Source organism: Yersinia sp. 22-579 (assembly GCF_030433455.1).
GTDB classification, from domain to species: Bacteria; Pseudomonadota; Gammaproteobacteria; order Enterobacterales; family Enterobacteriaceae; genus Yersinia; species Yersinia enterocolitica.
Genome location: NZ_JAUJTZ010000011.1, coordinates 94,549 through 111,730, shown reverse-complemented (window position 1 = coordinate 111,730; position 17,182 = coordinate 94,549). Strand labels below are relative to the sequence as shown.

Genomic DNA, 17,182 nt, shown 5'->3' with positions numbered 1-17,182 from the left:
GCGGGAGCCATCATGAACCACTTATTGAATCACCCACTGCCGGTGCGGCCTCCGGCTGCATTGCGCTTAGGAATAGCCCGCCTGCTGATGGCTGCGGCATTCAGTTTACCCGCCCTGAGCCACGCGGCGGATATCACTCTGGATCAGGCGCTGGTTTCCGCAGAGCGCTACTCTGCCGAGTTATCTGCCAATCAGCATCAGGTTAATGCGCTGGAAAATATGGCCAGTTCTGCCACCCAACTGCCTGATCCCAAATTGAAATTTGGTATAGAAAACCTGCCAGTTGGGGGCAGCAATGCTCGCCGTTTTACCCGCGAGGGCATGACGATGCAGCGGATTGGCATCATGCAGGATTATGTCAGCAGTGATAAACGGCAAAGAAAAGCCGATACCCTCAGTGCCGAAGCGCGTAAAACTGCAGCGGGCAGCGAAACCATCCGTACCCGATTACAAAAGGAAACCGCGCAAGCCTGGCTGGATCTGGCGCTCACCGAGCAAGCCGCGAGTGATGCCAAGGTTTTAGTGCAGGAGAGCGAAAAACAGGTAGCACTACAACGGGCCGGAGTTGCCAGCGGTGGTGCGTTACCTAGCAGTGTGCTGGATGCACGTCTGACCCTGGCGGCGATGCAAGATAGATTAACCACCGCACAACGCGACGTGACTTTGGCGCAGACCCAACTGACCCAGTTAACCGGTATTGAAGTTCAGCACGTCGATGGCCCATTACCCAAGTTCTCCCGCCTGCCAGCGGATATCACCGTATTGCGAGACACCATCAATCAACATCCGGAAATCTTGCTCGCCAGCCGCGAAGCGGAGGTTGCTAAAGCACGTTCGGCGCAATCAGCCATTGCGGCGATACCGGATGTCGGTATTGAAGTTTATTACGCTAAACGCGCAGAAGAGTATGAGGATATGGCTGGAGTGATGGTAACCGTCGATCTGCCGCTATTTCGCTCGCAACGTCAGGATAAAGACTATGCCGCTGATGTCTCGCGCACCATGGAAGCCAACGACCAGCTTACCCTACTGACCCGTGACCATCGGGCGCAGCTCGACACGCTGCTGGCGCAATATCAGGCTACACAGCAGTTATGGCAGCGACAGATTAATGATGTTTTACCACTGCAAAAACAACGTGTTGATTTGATGATGGCACAGTATCAAGCCAATAAAAGCGATTTGAGCAGTGTACTGGAAGCCCGGCGCGCCCTGCTCGATAGCCAACTCAACACCAGCAATGCCGCCAGAGAATTAGCTCGTACCTGGGCTGCTATCCGTTATCTGACCCCGCAGGAGAGCGTGCGATGAAAAAGTATTTTAGCCTGACTTTAGTGGCCGTCGCCGTCATCAGTGGCATCGCGGGTTATCTGCTCGGAAAACCGGCATTACATGCCACATCAACCGTTGCTGCAAGCCCTGAAGTCGCAGCAGAAAACAGCCGCAAAGTGCTGTATTGGTACGATCCAATGTCCCCCGGTCAACGCTTTGATAAACCGGGAAAATCACCGTTTATGGATATGGAACTTGTGCCGCGCTATGCCGGTGAAACCGTGGAAGATGGTGGCGTCACGATCAGCGCCCGCCAACAGCAAAATTTGGGGCTGCGCACCGCGACAGTAGAAATGCGCACACTCAACTATCGCCTTACTGGCTACGGCACCGTGGCAACAGATGAGCGCAGTGTACAAGTCATCGCTGCCCGCGCTAACGGCATTATCGAGCAATTATATGTACGCGCCAATCAGCAGCCAGTGACAAAAAATCAATCCTTGGCGCAGTTATGGGTTCCCGACTGGAGTGCTGCTCAGCAAGAGTATCTGGCTATCCGCAAATTGGGGGACCGTGCATTGACTGCGGCGGCACGCCAGCGGCTACAGCTGCAATTTATGCCAGAAGAGGTGATTCGCAGTGTCGAAAAAAGTGGTCAGCCACAAACTCGGGTGACACTGCGCTCCCCTGCCAATGGCTATGTCAATAAACTGGATATCCGTGCCGGTTCGCAAGTCACAGCAACGCAATCACTGTTTGAGTTAGCCAGCCTCGATCCGGTGTGGATCGTGATGGATTATTCGCAATCGCAAGCCAGTTTAGTCCGGATCGGCAGTGAAGTTACTGCTACTACGGCCAGTTGGCCGGGTGAGTCCTTCCACGGCAAAGTCAGTGAATTATTGCCCAATATGGATCTCGCAACCCGCACTCTGAGAGCGCGTATCACCTTGGAAAACCCACAACAAAAGCTCAAACCGGGTATGTACCTGAATGTGCAATCGACACAAACAGATACGCTTGAACCGGTGCTGGTCATTCCACAGGAAGCCTTATTGATGACGGGCAGCCGCAACACCGTATTACTGGCGGAAGGAAATGGTCACTTTAAGCCGGTTGAAGTCAGTGCCGGGCAAACTCAGGACGGTTGGGTAGAAATCAAATCGGGGCTGAGTCATGGTCAGTTGGTGGTGACCTCTGGGCAGTTCCTGATTGATTCAGAAGCCAGCTTGCAAAGTGCCCTGCCGCAAATGGCTGACACCCCAGAAACCGTGGCGCCAGCCGTTGATAACACCGCACCAGCACCGGTCGATATTTACTCGGTACAAGGGGAGGTCAATGCGATTAATGGCTCAACAATCACGCTTTCGCATGGCCCGATAGCCGCCTTGAAATGGGGCGCGATGACGATGGATTTCCTGCTGCCACCGGGCAAGCTATCAGCGGATATCCACGTTGGTAGTGAAGTCAATTTCACCTTTACCTTGACTGAGCAAGGCGCGCAGATCCGTCAGATCCAACCGGTAAAAACCAATAAGAACATGGATATTCATGGGAGTCACTTATGATTGCCGCCATTATTCGCTGGTCGTTGCGCAACCGGCTGCTGGTGCTGCTGGGCGCAGTAATGATGGCTGCCTGGGGGATTTGGTCACTGCAACAAACCCCACTGGATGCGTTACCAGACTTGTCGGACACGCAAGTGATCATTCGTGTCAGTTACCCTGGTAAAGCCCCACAAGTGGTGGAGGATCAGGTCACTTATCCGCTGACTACCACCATGTTGTCGGTACCCGGAGCTAAAACTGTGCGCGGTTTTTCCATGTTTGGCGATGCCTATATCTATGTTTTATTTGATGATGGTACCGATCCTTACTGGGCGCGTTCAAGGGTACTGGAGTATCTCAGCCAAGTGCAATCCACCCTGCCCGCCGAGGCCAAAGCGGCACTGGGGCCAGACGCCACTGGCGTCGGCTGGATTTATGAATATGCGTTAATTGATAGAACCGGCAAACACAGCCTGGCCGATTTACGCGCATTGCAGGATTGGACACTGAAGTTTGAGTTGAAAACGGTGCCCAATGTGTCGGAAGTTGCCAGTGTCGGCGGCATGGTACGCCAATATCAGGTGATTCTTGATCCGGAAAGGATGCGTGCACTGAATCTATCTCATCAGCAAATCGCCAGTGCCATTGCCGACAGTAATCAGGAAGGCGGCGGCTCAGTGCTGGAAATGGGGGCTGCCGAATATATGGTACGCGCCAGCGGCTACCTGAAAACGCCGGATGATTTTAGAAATATTGTGATTACCGCCCGTGATGGCATTCCTATTTTACTGTCTGATGTTGCCAGCGTGCGCATGGGGCCAGAAATGCGGCGCGGCGTGGCAGAATTGAACGGTGAAGGAGAAGTCGCTGGCGGCATCATTGTGATGCGCTACGGCAAAAATGCCTTAGAAACCATCAACGGCGTGAAAGAGAAGCTACAACAGATTCAGCACAGCTTGCCCGCCGGAGTGGAAATTGTGCCGGTTTATGACCGATCACACCTGATTACTCAGGCCATCGACAGCTTGTCATTTAAGTTGTTGGAAGAGTTTTTAGTGGTCGCGGTTATCTGCTCGCTGTTTTTGTTCCACTTCCGTTCGGCGCTGGTAGCCATCATCACCCTGCCCCTTGGGATCCTTGGTGCCTTTATTGTTATGCACTATCAAGGGGTTAATGCCAATATTATGTCGCTGGGCGGCATCGCCATAGCCATTGGTGCCATGGTGGATGCGGCGATCGTCATGATCGAAAACATGCACAAAGTATTAGAACAATGGCGGCGGGATCACCCCGGTCAAACACCCGTCAGCCAAGATTATTGGCGCATTTCAGAGCAGGCGGCGATTGAAGTCGGCCCGGCTCTGTTTTGCAGTTTATTGATTATCACTTTGTCATTCATTCCGGTCTTTACCCTACAGGCGCAGGAGGGGCGGATGTTTTCCCCACTGGCCTTTACGAAAACCTATGCCATGGCGGTTTCTGCCGGTTTAGCGATAACGTTGGTGCCGGTATTAATGGGGTATTTTATTCGCGGGAAAATTCCTGACGAAAATGTGAATCCGATTAACCGCTGGCTCATCGCCCTTTATCATCCGGTATTGACCGCGGTGCTGACTCGACCCAAAACTACCCTGGCCGTTGCAGGGATGTTATTGCTGGCAACCTTATACCCACTAAGCCGCTTGGGCAGCGAATTTATGCCCGCTTTGGATGAAGGCGATTTGCTGTATATGCCCTCAACCTTACCGGGAATTTCAGTGCGAGAAGCCAGCTATTTGCTGCAACAAACGGATCGTTTAATCAAAACAGTACCCGAAGTGGATACCGTGTTTGGTAAAGCCGGACGTGCAGAAACAGCCACCGATCCCGCGCCACTCACTATGATCGAAACCACCATTCGGTTTAAACCCAAAAATCAATGGCGGCCGGGCATGACCATGGATAAGTTGATCGAGGAACTGGACGCTACGGTCAATGTGCCCGGTATTGCCAATTTGTGGGTGCCACCGATCCGTAATCGGCTGGACATGCTATCTACCGGGATCAAAAGCCCAGTGGGGATCAAAGTGAACGGCAAAAATGTGCAGCAAATTGAGCAGGTGGCACAGCAAATTGAGCAGGTGGTACGTAAAGTGCCGGGCGTAACCTCAGCGCTGTCTGAACGACTGGCCGGTGGCCGCTATGTGGATATCGACATCGATCGCAAACGAGCCGCCCGCTATGGTGTTTCGGTTAAAGAGCTGCAATCGTTGGTGGAAACCGTGATTGGCGGGCAAAACATCGGTGAAACCATTGAAGGCCGCGAGCGCTATCCCATCAATCTGCGTTATCCACGGGAAATTCGTGATTCACTACAGAAATTACGCGACTTACCGGTTGTCACCGCCAGTGGCGGGCAAGTGGCATTATCTGAACTGGCGGATATTAAAGTCACAGAAGGCCCGCCGATGCTGAAAAGTGAAAATGCGCGCTTATCCGATTGGGTTTACGTCGATCTGCGAGGTCGGGATTTAAAATCAGCTGTCACAGATATGCAGCAGGCCGTCGCTCAGCAAGTCAAACTGCCGGAGGGCGTCTCGCTCAGTTGGTCTGGGCAATTTGAATATCTGGAGCGGGCAACAGCGAAACTGAAAATTGTCCTACCGGTTACCTTGACTATCATTTTCGTGCTGCTGTATGTGACTTTCAACAGTGTCCGTGATGCCGCTTTGATTATGGCAACCCTGCCGTTTGCCTTAATTGGTGGGGTCTGGTTGCTCTATGGGCTGGGCTATAACTTTTCAGTTGCTGCCGCAGTCGGCTTTATTGCATTGGCGGGGGTAGCGGCAGAGTTCGGCGTGATCATGGTGCTGTATCTCAATCAGGCAGTGAAAAAACATCAACGGCCCGGCATACTGATGACGGCCAATGAAATGAGTGCAGCCATTCACGAAGGTGCGGTATTACGAGTTCGACCAAAAGCCATGACAGTTGCCACGATTATGGCCGGCTTGTTGCCCATTATGTGGGGAGGTGGCACCGGTTCGGAAGTTATGCAGCGCATCGCCGCCCCGATGATTGGTGGGATGGTAAGCGCGCCATTACTTTCTATGCTGGTTATTCCGGCGGTGTATATGTTGCTACATAAAAAAGACAGTAAACAACACTAAATCTCAAAAATATTACCATAGCCCTGCGTTCTGGTTTGCCGGACTCAGGGCTTTCTTATTGATTCCTCATAACTTCTCAGCCCGTCCAGTACGACGAAAGGTTAAGTTAATCCGGTATGCTCCCGCAGCGGGAGAAACCCCTGCTTTAATCGGCAATACACCGTGATAATTCAAACGAGACGGCCCGCCCCACACCACCACATCGCCTTCGCTCAATAAAACTCTCTGGCATTTAGCCTCACGAGATGCACCACCAAATTGAAATACCGCTGGCAGGCCCAACGAAATGGAGACAATGGGTTGGCGTAAATCCAACTCATCTTTATCTTGATGCAAGGATAACTTAGCCCCCACCTCATAACGATTTATCAAACAGGCATCGGGCTGAAAATCCACAAAACCAACTTGTTGCGCCGCAGCAACCGCCAACGACATAAAACTTTGCGGCATGGCAGGCCAGCGCAATTCTGTTAACGGATCAATCGAGCTGTAGCGGTAACCCCGAACATCGCTGACCCATCCCAACGAACCACAATTACTCATGGCAACCGACATCCGGTAGCCACCTGGGGTAATTAAATGCCGAAAGGGAGCTACAGTGGTAATAGTTATGATCTCAGCCAACAGCGAGGATGCCTGCTCTTGGGCAAAATGATGTAAAACAAAAGCTCCAGGGGCTAACTCTTCGACCCAAGGTTCATTGGGTAACTGAGAAAACAGATCCATGGTCATTATGGCCTCACTATATCTCAAGCAGTTGCATCACTAAGACTGATACAGTCTACTCCAACCCTCGGCTTAACTTAGTGCTATTTCATTCTTCATCTACTTACTATGTCATTATAGGAAAGAGAAATATTATATTTAATATATTGAGATTGAAAAATTGAAGAATTCATTAATAATACAGAAGAGTTGTGTGAAAATCACAATCAAGTGACAAATAGAAAATAATAAACAAATAATAAACCGTGATAATTAATGATAATAAATAGCATATCCATGCTCAATATCTTCTTGTTAATCACAATTACATCATGCAAGAATACGTCGGGTCGTTATTTAAAGACATTTAAGAATTAAAATAAAAATAGACATAAGCAAATTAACAACCATTTAAATCGTAATGACATGGTACAACGACTATTTTCAACGCACACAATATTAAAGAGAAATACTCACTTAGCATAAATCTTATTTACGCAAGGTGAGATGAGATCTTAAAGCGATCAAGATAAATATACACCTTATACAGAATAGGTAGCTGCCAAAATGGAGACAAATGAGATTGTGTTTAAACTAGAAGGAACGGTGCTATTTTCTCCCGCACAACGCTGTTTAAATGGCCCTAATGGTTTAGTCGTCATGTTAACTGAAAATAATCTTAGGTTTTTACAGCTGTTGCTTAACGGAGTCACTGAAAAAGAACAGATTATCAATCAAGTATGGAAAGAACAGCGTGGGGCTGTCAGTGAAAGTAGCTATTATGGGCAACTTTATATGTTGCGTAAGGCATTTATTCAGGTTGGGCTGAAAGAATCCCTTATTCATACTATTCCGCGCAAAGGAGTTCGCTATACCGGTTCAGTAAGCCAGATAACGGTTTACAAAGAGCCGGAAAAACAGCAAGACAATAATGATATACAGCAGATGGCTATTCTCCCTGCCCCCCCTCAGATAGACATCCCTTCTTTACCACCGGAGAGTGTCATTCCACAGACTCTTCAGCCAGCCAGCAAACAGAATTTCTTGCAAAGTTACCGTTGGAAAAAATTGATTTCATTACTCGCTTTTTTTTCTTTTTGCTGGCTCTCATTTCTCTCAGCATTAGTCATTATTATCTTACTCGGTGGTGACAAACCCAATCCTTAATACTTCAGCTAAAATAAATATAATTTATGAAGATCAAATGATGGTAAAAAAAGGATTTTCCACCAGATAAAATATTTAATAGCTACCACTACGAACGAGATGATTATGAAAATATCAATTCGGGTAGTAGCGATACACCTACTCAATTCTTATTTTAAATAACCGGGAAGAATCCCAATACATTTAACAAGGAAAATATATTATGATGAACTTAATCACTAAAGGCTATGTAACCGCGCAAGTTAATGCACAAGAATTTATGCAAGATAAACGTGGCACAGTCATTGAATACGTTATGATCATTGCAGTTGCAGCTTTATTACTGTCCTTAGTGAAAACTGATTTGAAGACTATAGTAGAAACAGCGATGACAGATATAAAAGCACTCGTTAAATAAATATAAATTTACCTCATAAGCACGGTAGCCTGATACTATCGTGCTTACTCATATATCAGGGTAGTATATTGGATATCCTTAACGTATTATTAAATACATTTTTAATATTGCAACTACTGTTCGTCTGCTATAGCGATATCCGTCATCGAACTATTAGCAATAATTTTATTATCACTATCGCTATCAATACAGTGGCCTTAGGTTTGGCTACTCATCAAGCGGTTAATATTATTATTCCCCTCAGTGCATTACTAATTGGCTATATCATATTTTATTTCGATCTTATTGGTGGAGGTGATGTCAAGCTAATCACTGTGTTGTTATTTGCACTAACCACAACGCAGTCGCTGGACTTCATTCTCTACACTGCAATTATGGGCGGCGTAGTAATGATAATAGGTATGCTCGTCAATAGGGAGGATATTAAACAGCACGGAGTTCCTTATGCTGTGGCTATTTCTGCTGGATTTTTATTGTCGTTTATCATCTAAAATAACAAACAGACATTTAAACAAAAAAAGGATATTATAATGAATCGTAAGTTTATTTTATTACTTTCGCTTTTAATTGTCGTAGTTGGCATTATAGGCATTCTGATTAATATCGATAATGATGAAAAAAAACTTTATAACTCATCCGAATTGGATAGTGAAAAAGAAGTCAATATAGCATTGGCACAATCAACCCATGACCTCCCCTCAGGAACAATATTAAGAAGACAAGATTACGCCATAAAAAAACTCTCGGTTAAGGAATCAAGTGAATTAGTTGAAAGTAATATATCGAACAGTACCGACATTAACAGCTACTTATTGAAAGAAAATGTTCTCTCTGGATCTTACCTCACTAAAAACATGCTAATTTCACCTGATAGTGATGAGTTTAATCATCTTATTTTAAAAAAAGGTAATGTTATCTATAAATTTAATTTAAAAAAACAAGATGAGTATTTGCTAGATTCATTAAATATTGGGGATTGGCTTTCATTTCAATTGAGAACCCTTGAGACAGATAAGAGAAAGGGCATGGATAATGGAACCACTATTAATAAAAAAGGTATGAACGATAGACAAAGACAAAGTTACTCACTCAGTAAACTCATCCAAAAAATGGAAATAGTAAGAATAAAAAAGTACTCAGAAAGCGAATTATCAGAAATAAACGGTAAGAATCAAAAGACTGAAGAGACGTTATCTGGTTATATAGAGGTCATTATCAACATGCAGGATCTTGATTTAATCTATCTGGCAGAAGCATCCGGTGACATTATTTTGACACCAAGCATTGACGATGAGAAACATAAATCAAAATACTTACATGATATATTGCCAGAGTTGCGCACAATAAGAGAGTTAAGAGGATGAAAGTAGCCAGAACAAAGTATTTAAACCAGAATATACTGTTTTTTCTATTCATTATTATTTCATGCCAAATAGCAGTAAATAGAGCGAATGCCAAACCAGTTTATTTATCTGTTGGGGAATCCTACATTATTAATACACAAGAGGAAATAGATACTGTTTTTGTTTCTGCTGCGGCTATCGCTGACTATGAGTTAGTGGGTAAAAATAGTATTATTGTTTATGCCAAACAGGAAGGGACGGCAGAGTTTATTCTATTCAATCAGAATAATCAGCCTATTAAAAAATCAGCCGTGTTAGTGAATAATACCATTACCGCCGCGAATAAAAGAATACAAATTGAATATTCTGAAAGTGACATTGAAATTAATAAGATAGGCACCAGCTATATCCTGACAGGAATGGCGGAGTCAGAAGAGGCAAAAGATACTATTGTCAGTATCATTGGCGAAGCCATCGGCAGTAAAAAAACAATAGATACTGATAGCCAATATCTTAATACCCCAGAGTATTATGGGATCATCAATAAAATAAAGCTTATGGGTACTAACCAAGTTAATGTGAAATTGACTATTGCAGAAGTCACCAAAGACTTTAGTGAAAACATTGGAGTAGATTGGAGTACTATAGGGAATTTTTCAGGTTCATTTCAATTGAATAGTTTAAATAATTTCAGCGCAAGGGGTATTAGCGCATTAGTCCATGCCATTAATGATGACTCCATAGCCCGTGTTTTAGCCGAACCTAATCTATCAGTATTATCAGGAGAAAGTGCCTCATTTTTAGTAGGCGGTGAGCTCCCTATGGTTAATACCACGCAAAATAGCACTGTGATTACTTATAAAGAATTTGGCATAAAACTCAATATCGGAGCCAAAGTTAATGAGAAAAAACGCATCCGCATCATGCTGGATGAAGAAGTAAGTAGTATAGATAAAGTGTTTAATATCGATGGAGGAAATGCTTACCCTTCATTCAGGACTCGTAAGGCTGCAACCACCCTGGAACTAGGTGATGGCGAAAGTTTTATTCTAGGGGGTCTGATCAGCAGCTCAGAGCGGGAATCGCTGAAAAAAATCCCATTTATAGGTGATATCCCTATTTTAGGCGCATTCTTCCGCAATGCTGAGACTCGGAAAAACCAAACTGAATTGGTCGTTGTGGCTACCGTGAATTTGGTGCGACCCGTGTCAGAGAAAGAAGTAGAGCTCCCCAATTTCATGCATACCTCAACACTTGAGCGTTTTTTTAACTTTACTCATATCATGGAAGTAAAAAGAGAAAAAATGGCTAAAGAGTTTATACGCAAAGGAGGATTTATAAAATGAAGTTATTAATAATAATCGGTCTTTTATTATTTTCAAATTATATTTATGCAGGAAGAACAATTACCCCCATGGATAATGATCGTACATCAGTATTAGTAGTAAAAAATAAACCAATTATAGAAAATGCTAACAAATGCAAAGATAATAGATTTAAAATTCAATATAAATCTTGCAACTATAATATTAATGATTACCGCACGGATAAAAATAAAAAAATGGGCTGCGCATCAGATATCAATAGAAAAAACTCCAGAGATAATGGTGACATATGCAATTAATCCTCAACAAAGAATTAATCAATAGAAAAGATAATAAAATAAAAAGTAATATTGTGATTGTATCCACTAGAAAATGGGTTATAGAGAAAATATCTGAAAAAATACGACTGGCAGACATTAACGACATTAAAGAAATTGATAAAGATATTTTTAATTTATCGACTATTAATACCCCTGAGAAAACTGTCGGTTTTATTATTGATATCGGTAACAATCAGGACGTTGAAAAAACGTTAAGCTTAATAAAAAGTAATACACCACGAGACTGTTGGTGTGTATTAGTCGGTGATATTGATTCGATTAGTATCGCACAGAAATTTACTGAACGAGGGATTTTATACTTAAACGTGCAATCACAGTCAATTGAGCTGACACAACACTTGCTCAAAGGGATTCCAATTGAATCAGAAAGAAAAGCTTTTTTCATCAGTATATTAGGATGTAAAGGAGGCATTGGTACCACACTCCTTAGTTATCATTTTTCTTGTGAAATAACTCAAATAAAAAAATCCCCCACTTTGTTATTACAGGGTAACCAAGGGTCTCAAGATCTTGATCTTGTTACAGAGAAAAAGATGACATCAGAGATAAATGAATATCATAAAAACATTGATATTATGCTATGCAAAGGAAACGAGTTAAGTGATATTGATATTAAAATTGGTAGAAAGCATAATTATATTGTGTTTGACCAATCTATCCATAATTCACCAAAGGAAAAACTAGCGGGTTACATAGAACACTCTGATTGTATTATTATATTACTCGACAATAGTATGACGTCTGTTCGTGTGGCTAAAGATTTCATTGATATTTATGATCGTTTCAAACGAGATAATAGACAAACCACTCGATTAATAGTTTGTTTAAATGAAAGCAGACCTATAGCAAAAAATATGTTAAATACATCTGACATACAATCTTTATTAGGTCGTAAGATTGACACACAAATACCATATATATCGAAAACAAAAGAGTCATTAGTTGACAAAAATTATTTTGGCAGAAGCAAAGTAAAGATAATTGATTTAGCTAAGAATACATTAGGTATAAATATTCATTTATCAAAAAATGGTAAATCATGGATAAATAAGATAGCAGCATCACTAAAATAAAAAGGGAAAATAAACAGTGAAAGTATCATTGAATACGCAAGAATTAATTAGAGAGAAACTACTAGCCAATATTGATATAGATAAGGTTGAATATCTTGTTGACGATTATAGCAAACTTAGTGAATTACTTTCACAAACACTTGATGATTTATTTAATGATAATGACTATAAGTTAACAACTCAAGATCAGAAAAAAATAATTTCTATGATTGCGGATGAAATTACTGGATTTGGCCCATTAAGAGAACTTATGGAGGATGACTCTATTAGTGATATTATGGTTAATGGCCCCGAAAAAATATTTATTGAACGCTATGGGCTGATCACCTTAACCTCTCGCCGTTTTATTAATAATGCTCAACTGACGGATATTGCCAAACGTTTAATGCAGAGGGCCAATCGGCGTATTGATGAAAGCCGCCCCCTGGCCGATGCACGTTTAATTGATGGTAGTCGCATCAATGTAGCAATAAGCCCTATTACATTGGACGGGACAGTACTTTCGATCCGAAAATTCAGTAGTAACAAACGAAAATTAGAAGACTTGGTCGATATGGGCGCTATGAGCAGTGATATGGCTAATTTTCTGATTATTGCTGCCAGTTGTCGGGTTAATATTATTATCTCTGGAGGAACTGGTTCAGGTAAAACAACATTACTCAATGCACTATCAAAGTATATATCTGAAAATGAAAGGGTGATTACTTTAGAAGATGCAGCAGAACTGAATCTTGAACAACCGCATGTGGTACGGATGGAGACACGACTGGCAGGGTTGGAAAATACCGGACAGATCACAATGCGAGACTTAGTGATTAACTCACTGCGTATGCGCCCTGATCGGATTATTATCGGGGAGTGTCGAGGTGAAGAAACTTTTGAAATGCTTCAGGCAATGAACACCGGCCATAATGGTTCCATGTCAACGCTGCATGCTAATTCCCCCCGAGATGCTGTTGCACGGCTCGAAAGTATGATTATGATGGGCCCGGTTAATATGCCTATATTTACCATTCGTCGTAATATCGCTTCAGCGATCAACCTTATTGTTCAAGTTTCGCGGATGAATGATGGCTCACGAAAATTATGTCACATCAGTGAGATCATGGGAATGGAGGGCGATAATGTTGTATTACAAGATATTTTTTCATTTAAACCCGCTAAAGAACGTGGACAAGAAGGCAAAATTCAAGGGGATTTCGTTAATCATGGCTTACTGAGTCGCTCTTCTGTAAGAATAAATGCCGATATCTATAACTTATCAAATGAATTAAATGGTATTTTTTCTTTGGTGGATAAATGATTTACTACATAATAATATTATCATCAGGTCTACTATTGTTAATATTAAATAACATAAAATGGTTAAAAATAAAAAGATCTGTTATAAAAGAGAAAAGAATAAAGAAAATAAAATCCAACAATGGATACTTTTTTATTGCATTTTCCAAGAGAATACTTAAAGAATGGCTTACTTATTTATCTACAATTCTTAAAGAGAGAAATACATTACACATATTAACCCCGGTAATATACTCAATATGCATTTATGCAGTTAATTACTTTTGGTTTAATTTCAACACTCTTATTATTTTATTTTTTATAATGATAAGTGTTATATACTTTCAATTGAGGTTGTCAAGAAAAAGACATCACACTCTTTTTAAAAAAGATTTTCCTGAAGCTCTGTTGATGATTAACATGGCAGCGAGTAGCGGTGCCAGTATTAATCAAGTATTAGAACGCTGTGGCCAAGAAATTAGTGGTCCATTAGGGAATGAGTTTAGCCTTATTTGCCGTCGACTGAATGTTGGGGAGTCTCCTGAGGCTGTTTTTTATGATTCTTATCAAAGATTTAAACATCCAGAATTCTATTTTCTTATTACTATAACTTTACTTAATCTACAGCAAGGTGGGCAGTTAAGAGAGCTAACCAGCCGTTTATCTGAAGTAATTAATAAAAATAAAACTACCGAGCAAAAAAAAGCGGTAATGACTGCACAAGTACGGATGTCAGTAAATATTATATCCATAATGCCTATTGCATTTTCTTTTTTACTTTATTTTATTGATCCTACTACTATAGAATCCATGTGGAATCACCCTATCGGAAGAATGATATATTACTATATTATCACCAGTGAGATTATTGGAATTATTTCAATAAGGAAAATGCTAGGTAAATCGACATGAAAATATTATTATTTATTATTATATTAGTATTTGGCTGCATCGTTTTCTTTAAAAATAAAAATAAAAACAACAGATTATCGACTTACAATGCAATAAATAACCAGGAAAGGATAAATAGCAAAACAAAAAACACCGAAAAAGAAAACTCAAAAGAAAGTTATATTTACAATACTATAAGACTACCTTTTTTTTTATATAACATTGCCTATTTTAAGTTGATAATCATAATTATATCTCTGGTAGTAACCGTAGTTTTAACAGCACTAAACTTATTCTCAATCAATCCGAAAAATATTCTTATAGTGGGGGTTATTATTCTTATCATGATGTTATACATCCCTAAATATATAGTGAAAAATATTATAACTAGCAGAAATAAATCTTTACTAAAGTCGCTTCCATTCTTTATTGATATAACTGCTGCCTGTGTTCAATCCGGGATGACAATTGACAGTTCTCTGAGTTATACAGCAAAAAAATTTGAACTAATTAATGCAGACTTAAGTTTAATTATGCTAAAAGTAACCCGGAGGGCAGAAATTAATGGTTTAGAAAGTGCTATTAAAGAATTCCATCAGTCTTCTACTGAGCTAGAAATAAGAATGTTTTGTCGTGCACTACAATATAGTATCAGTTTTGGGGCCACTGTTTACGAACAACTGATTAAGTTATCTCAAGATATTAGGGAAATGCAGTTATTGGTCACTGAAGAAAAAATAAGTAAATTAACAGCGAAACTGACCATTCCATTATTCTTATTTATTCTTATTCCATTTATTATATTAGTTATATCACCAAGCGTTTTGGAGCTACTTGCATATGAATAAAAAACTTAACAGCATAATTATTTTTTTAATTTTTACTTTTATTTTAAGTGGTTGTTCCAATAATAATGTTAGTAATAAAGAATTTTATTATCGTGAAAGTATTTTACTTAAAGCCAATAACCATGCTGGTTTAATTACTTTATATCGCAATAAATTAAAAGTAAAAGAAGATGAATCAATTCGACTAAAACTGGCAAATGCTTACTATCTTACTGGTGATAGTAAGTCCTCTTTATATTACTTGCAGCCAATATCCCATAAGGAAAACGCATCAATTTACATGCTACAAGCCAAGAACCTGATCAATAACAATAATAATGACGAGGCTAAAATTGTGGTGAGTAAGTTATTAGCGATTTCACCTAATAATGCAGAAGCCCATAATCTAAATGGCATTATTTTAGCTAATGAGGGTGAAATACATAAATCTGAAATTGCCATTGAAAAATCACGCGCTTTGTTTATTTCTGATGAAATCGCAATGAATAATCTCGCTGTAGTCGCAATGCTTGATGACCGTTACACCGATGCCGTTAGAATATTACTACCAGACTATTTGGCCGGAAAAAGAGGCCGTTTAATGTTACATAATCTGGTGTTCTCACTAGTTCAGTTAGGTGATATCCAATATGCTAAAAAAATAATCGTAGCCGAAAAGATGTCTGACAATCCAGACCAGTTAGTATTAGCCCTGAGCCAAGTTGCCAGCCTGCGTCCAGAGAGTTTGACTCGAGAAATAAAATAATGAGTAAAAATATTATGACTTTTTTTCGCTCAAATAGAGGCTCCATTACGATTGAATTTTCTATATTATTTGTGTTGTTTTTATTTATATTGCTATCAAGTGCTGAGATGGCACGTCTGTTTTATATTTCCTCTAACCTAGATTTGGCTGTCTCAGAAGCAACAAAGGCCGCTAAAAACAAAAGCAAGGATGATAGAACAACTTACAATACAATTGTACGACAAAAACTCATCACTCAAACAGGTGTTTTTGGGGCATTTATAACAAATGAAAATATAATTACTCAAGTTGTCTTCAGTAATAGCATTGATGACATAATAAATGATAGCCTTTTCGATAGTATTGGTAATGATATAGGAAATAATCTTAATGAGATTATTTCCGGCGGGAGACATAATGATGATTCACTGCCACTGGCTAAATACACTGTCATCTATTCATATCAACCTATTTTTTTCCCTATCTCCTCTGTTTTTGCCAATACTCTATTACGACGTGAGGTGATTTTTGTTCAAGAAAATTAATCAAAATGAATTTATTATCAACAATAAAGGGGCTGTAATTCTTGAGCTGGTTTTTATTGTTTCAATTATTGCACTATTTATAAAGTTATTATTATCTATGGCTGCATATCAATCGACCGTGGGTAAATTAGATCGTATTTCATATTCTATTGCTGGAATCGTCCGGGAGCGGGCAAGATTATACGACAATGATAATGTATTGACACAGGCACAGGTTGAAAAATTAAAACAGCTAACGGAAAAAATGCTATTAAATTCAGGTGCGCATTATAATAATATTGCGATAAAAATAGAAACCTTACATTTTAATGATACTGACTCCCCGGACCTAATAGATAAAATTATAGACGAGAGAAATAGTTTGTCACTTAGCGCTGGAACGGTTGCTTGTAACCCCACCCAACCATTGCATGAAATGGATAGCTTATCACCCTATGGGAATACTGGCCGATGGATACCGCTTTATCAGGTGACCTTATGTCTACCGACTATACCTTGGTATAGCACTCTATTTAGCCCCGAAACACCGGCTCCTGCGATCAAATCATCGGCGATTACTATCGGGCGATAACGCATA

General features: G+C 40.9%; 17 protein-coding genes. 16 read left to right on the top strand and 1 reads right to left on the bottom strand.

Going from position 1 to position 17,182, the window contains the following annotated elements:
- Positions 1 to 12: 12 nt before the first annotated feature.
- The 3 genes from QSV56_RS14565 to QSV56_RS14555 are packed head-to-tail and all read left to right on the top strand — an operon-like array spanning position 13 to position 5,965.
- Entirely contained in the window at positions 13 to 1,311 is a 1,299-nt protein-coding gene (locus QSV56_RS14565; protein WP_301212922.1) for a TolC family protein, read from the top strand.
- Entirely contained in the window at positions 1,308 to 2,837 is a 1,530-nt protein-coding gene (locus QSV56_RS14560; protein WP_301212920.1) for an efflux RND transporter periplasmic adaptor subunit, read from the top strand. The genes QSV56_RS14565 and QSV56_RS14560 overlap by 4 nt, the downstream gene beginning before the upstream one ends.
- A complete protein-coding gene (locus QSV56_RS14555; RefSeq protein WP_046694542.1) occupies positions 2,834 to 5,965 on the top strand; it encodes an efflux RND transporter permease subunit in 3,132 nt (1,043 codons plus the stop codon). Before QSV56_RS14560 ends, QSV56_RS14555 begins: the two co-directional genes overlap by 4 nt.
- 66 nt (positions 5,966 to 6,031) lie before the next feature.
- Here QSV56_RS14555 and alkB read toward each other — a convergent pair whose 3' ends face one another.
- Positions 6,032 to 6,697 carry a DNA oxidative demethylase AlkB gene (gene alkB / locus QSV56_RS14550; RefSeq protein WP_050328628.1) on the bottom strand — a complete coding sequence of 222 codons (666 nt, stop codon included), beginning with the start codon at positions 6,695 to 6,697 and terminating at the stop codon, positions 6,032 to 6,034.
- A gap of 540 nt (positions 6,698 to 7,237) precedes the next feature.
- Between alkB and QSV56_RS14545 the strand changes: the two genes are divergently transcribed.
- From QSV56_RS14545 to tadF, 13 genes are all read left to right on the top strand, one after another.
- On the top strand, positions 7,238 to 7,837 hold the full coding sequence (locus tag QSV56_RS14545) for a hypothetical protein (RefSeq protein ID WP_061111366.1): 600 nt from the start codon (positions 7,238 to 7,240) through the stop codon (positions 7,835 to 7,837).
- Between the two features lie 202 nt (positions 7,838 to 8,039).
- Positions 8,040 to 8,234 carry a hypothetical protein gene (locus QSV56_RS14540; RefSeq protein ID WP_046050228.1) on the top strand — a complete coding sequence of 65 codons (195 nt, stop codon included), beginning with the start codon at positions 8,040 to 8,042 and terminating at the stop codon, positions 8,232 to 8,234.
- Positions 8,235 to 8,302: 68 nt separating this feature from the next.
- The gene (locus QSV56_RS14535; protein WP_019079093.1) at positions 8,303 to 8,725 is read left to right on the top strand and encodes a prepilin peptidase; all 423 of its coding nucleotides are present in this window, start codon (positions 8,303 to 8,305) and stop codon (positions 8,723 to 8,725) included.
- A 39-nt stretch (positions 8,726 to 8,764) separates the two neighbouring features.
- Complete coding sequence (locus QSV56_RS14530; RefSeq protein WP_019082340.1) at positions 8,765 to 9,598, top strand: hypothetical protein; 834 nt, start codon at positions 8,765 to 8,767, stop codon at positions 9,596 to 9,598.
- Positions 9,595 to 10,923: a pilus assembly protein N-terminal domain-containing protein gene (locus QSV56_RS14525; RefSeq protein WP_046050227.1), complete on the top strand. Its 1,329-nt coding sequence runs from the start codon at positions 9,595 to 9,597 to the stop codon at positions 10,921 to 10,923. Before QSV56_RS14530 ends, QSV56_RS14525 begins: the two co-directional genes overlap by 4 nt.
- Positions 10,920 to 11,201 (top strand): hypothetical protein, encoded by a 282-nt coding sequence (locus QSV56_RS14520; protein WP_019079095.1) that lies wholly within the window; start codon positions 10,920 to 10,922, stop codon positions 11,199 to 11,201. The genes QSV56_RS14525 and QSV56_RS14520 overlap by 4 nt, the downstream gene beginning before the upstream one ends.
- On the top strand, positions 11,192 to 12,316 hold the full coding sequence (locus QSV56_RS14515) for a pilus assembly protein CpaE (protein WP_046050226.1): 1,125 nt from the start codon (positions 11,192 to 11,194) through the stop codon (positions 12,314 to 12,316). The genes QSV56_RS14520 and QSV56_RS14515 overlap by 10 nt, the downstream gene beginning before the upstream one ends.
- Before the next feature lie 16 nt (positions 12,317 to 12,332).
- Positions 12,333 to 13,619 (top strand): CpaF family protein, encoded by a 1,287-nt coding sequence (locus QSV56_RS14510; protein ID WP_019079097.1) that lies wholly within the window; start codon positions 12,333 to 12,335, stop codon positions 13,617 to 13,619.
- On the top strand, positions 13,616 to 14,509 hold the full coding sequence (locus QSV56_RS14505) for a type II secretion system F family protein (protein WP_046050225.1): 894 nt from the start codon (positions 13,616 to 13,618) through the stop codon (positions 14,507 to 14,509). Before QSV56_RS14510 ends, QSV56_RS14505 begins: the two co-directional genes overlap by 4 nt.
- Positions 14,506 to 15,336 (top strand): type II secretion system F family protein, encoded by an 831-nt coding sequence (locus QSV56_RS14500; RefSeq protein ID WP_050870114.1) that lies wholly within the window; start codon positions 14,506 to 14,508, stop codon positions 15,334 to 15,336. The genes QSV56_RS14505 and QSV56_RS14500 overlap by 4 nt, the downstream gene beginning before the upstream one ends.
- Entirely contained in the window at positions 15,329 to 16,081 is a 753-nt protein-coding gene (locus tag QSV56_RS14495; RefSeq protein ID WP_046050223.1) for a tetratricopeptide repeat protein, read from the top strand. The genes QSV56_RS14500 and QSV56_RS14495 overlap by 8 nt, the downstream gene beginning before the upstream one ends.
- Complete coding sequence (locus QSV56_RS14490) at positions 16,081 to 16,605, top strand: TadE/TadG family type IV pilus assembly protein (RefSeq protein ID WP_301212908.1); 525 nt, start codon at positions 16,081 to 16,083, stop codon at positions 16,603 to 16,605. The genes QSV56_RS14495 and QSV56_RS14490 overlap by 1 nt, the downstream gene beginning before the upstream one ends.
- Positions 16,589 to 17,176 (top strand): tight adherence pilus pseudopilin TadF, encoded by a 588-nt coding sequence (gene tadF / locus QSV56_RS14485; protein WP_046050222.1) that lies wholly within the window; start codon positions 16,589 to 16,591, stop codon positions 17,174 to 17,176. Before QSV56_RS14490 ends, tadF begins: the two co-directional genes overlap by 17 nt.
- Positions 17,177 to 17,182: the final 6 nt, after the last annotated feature.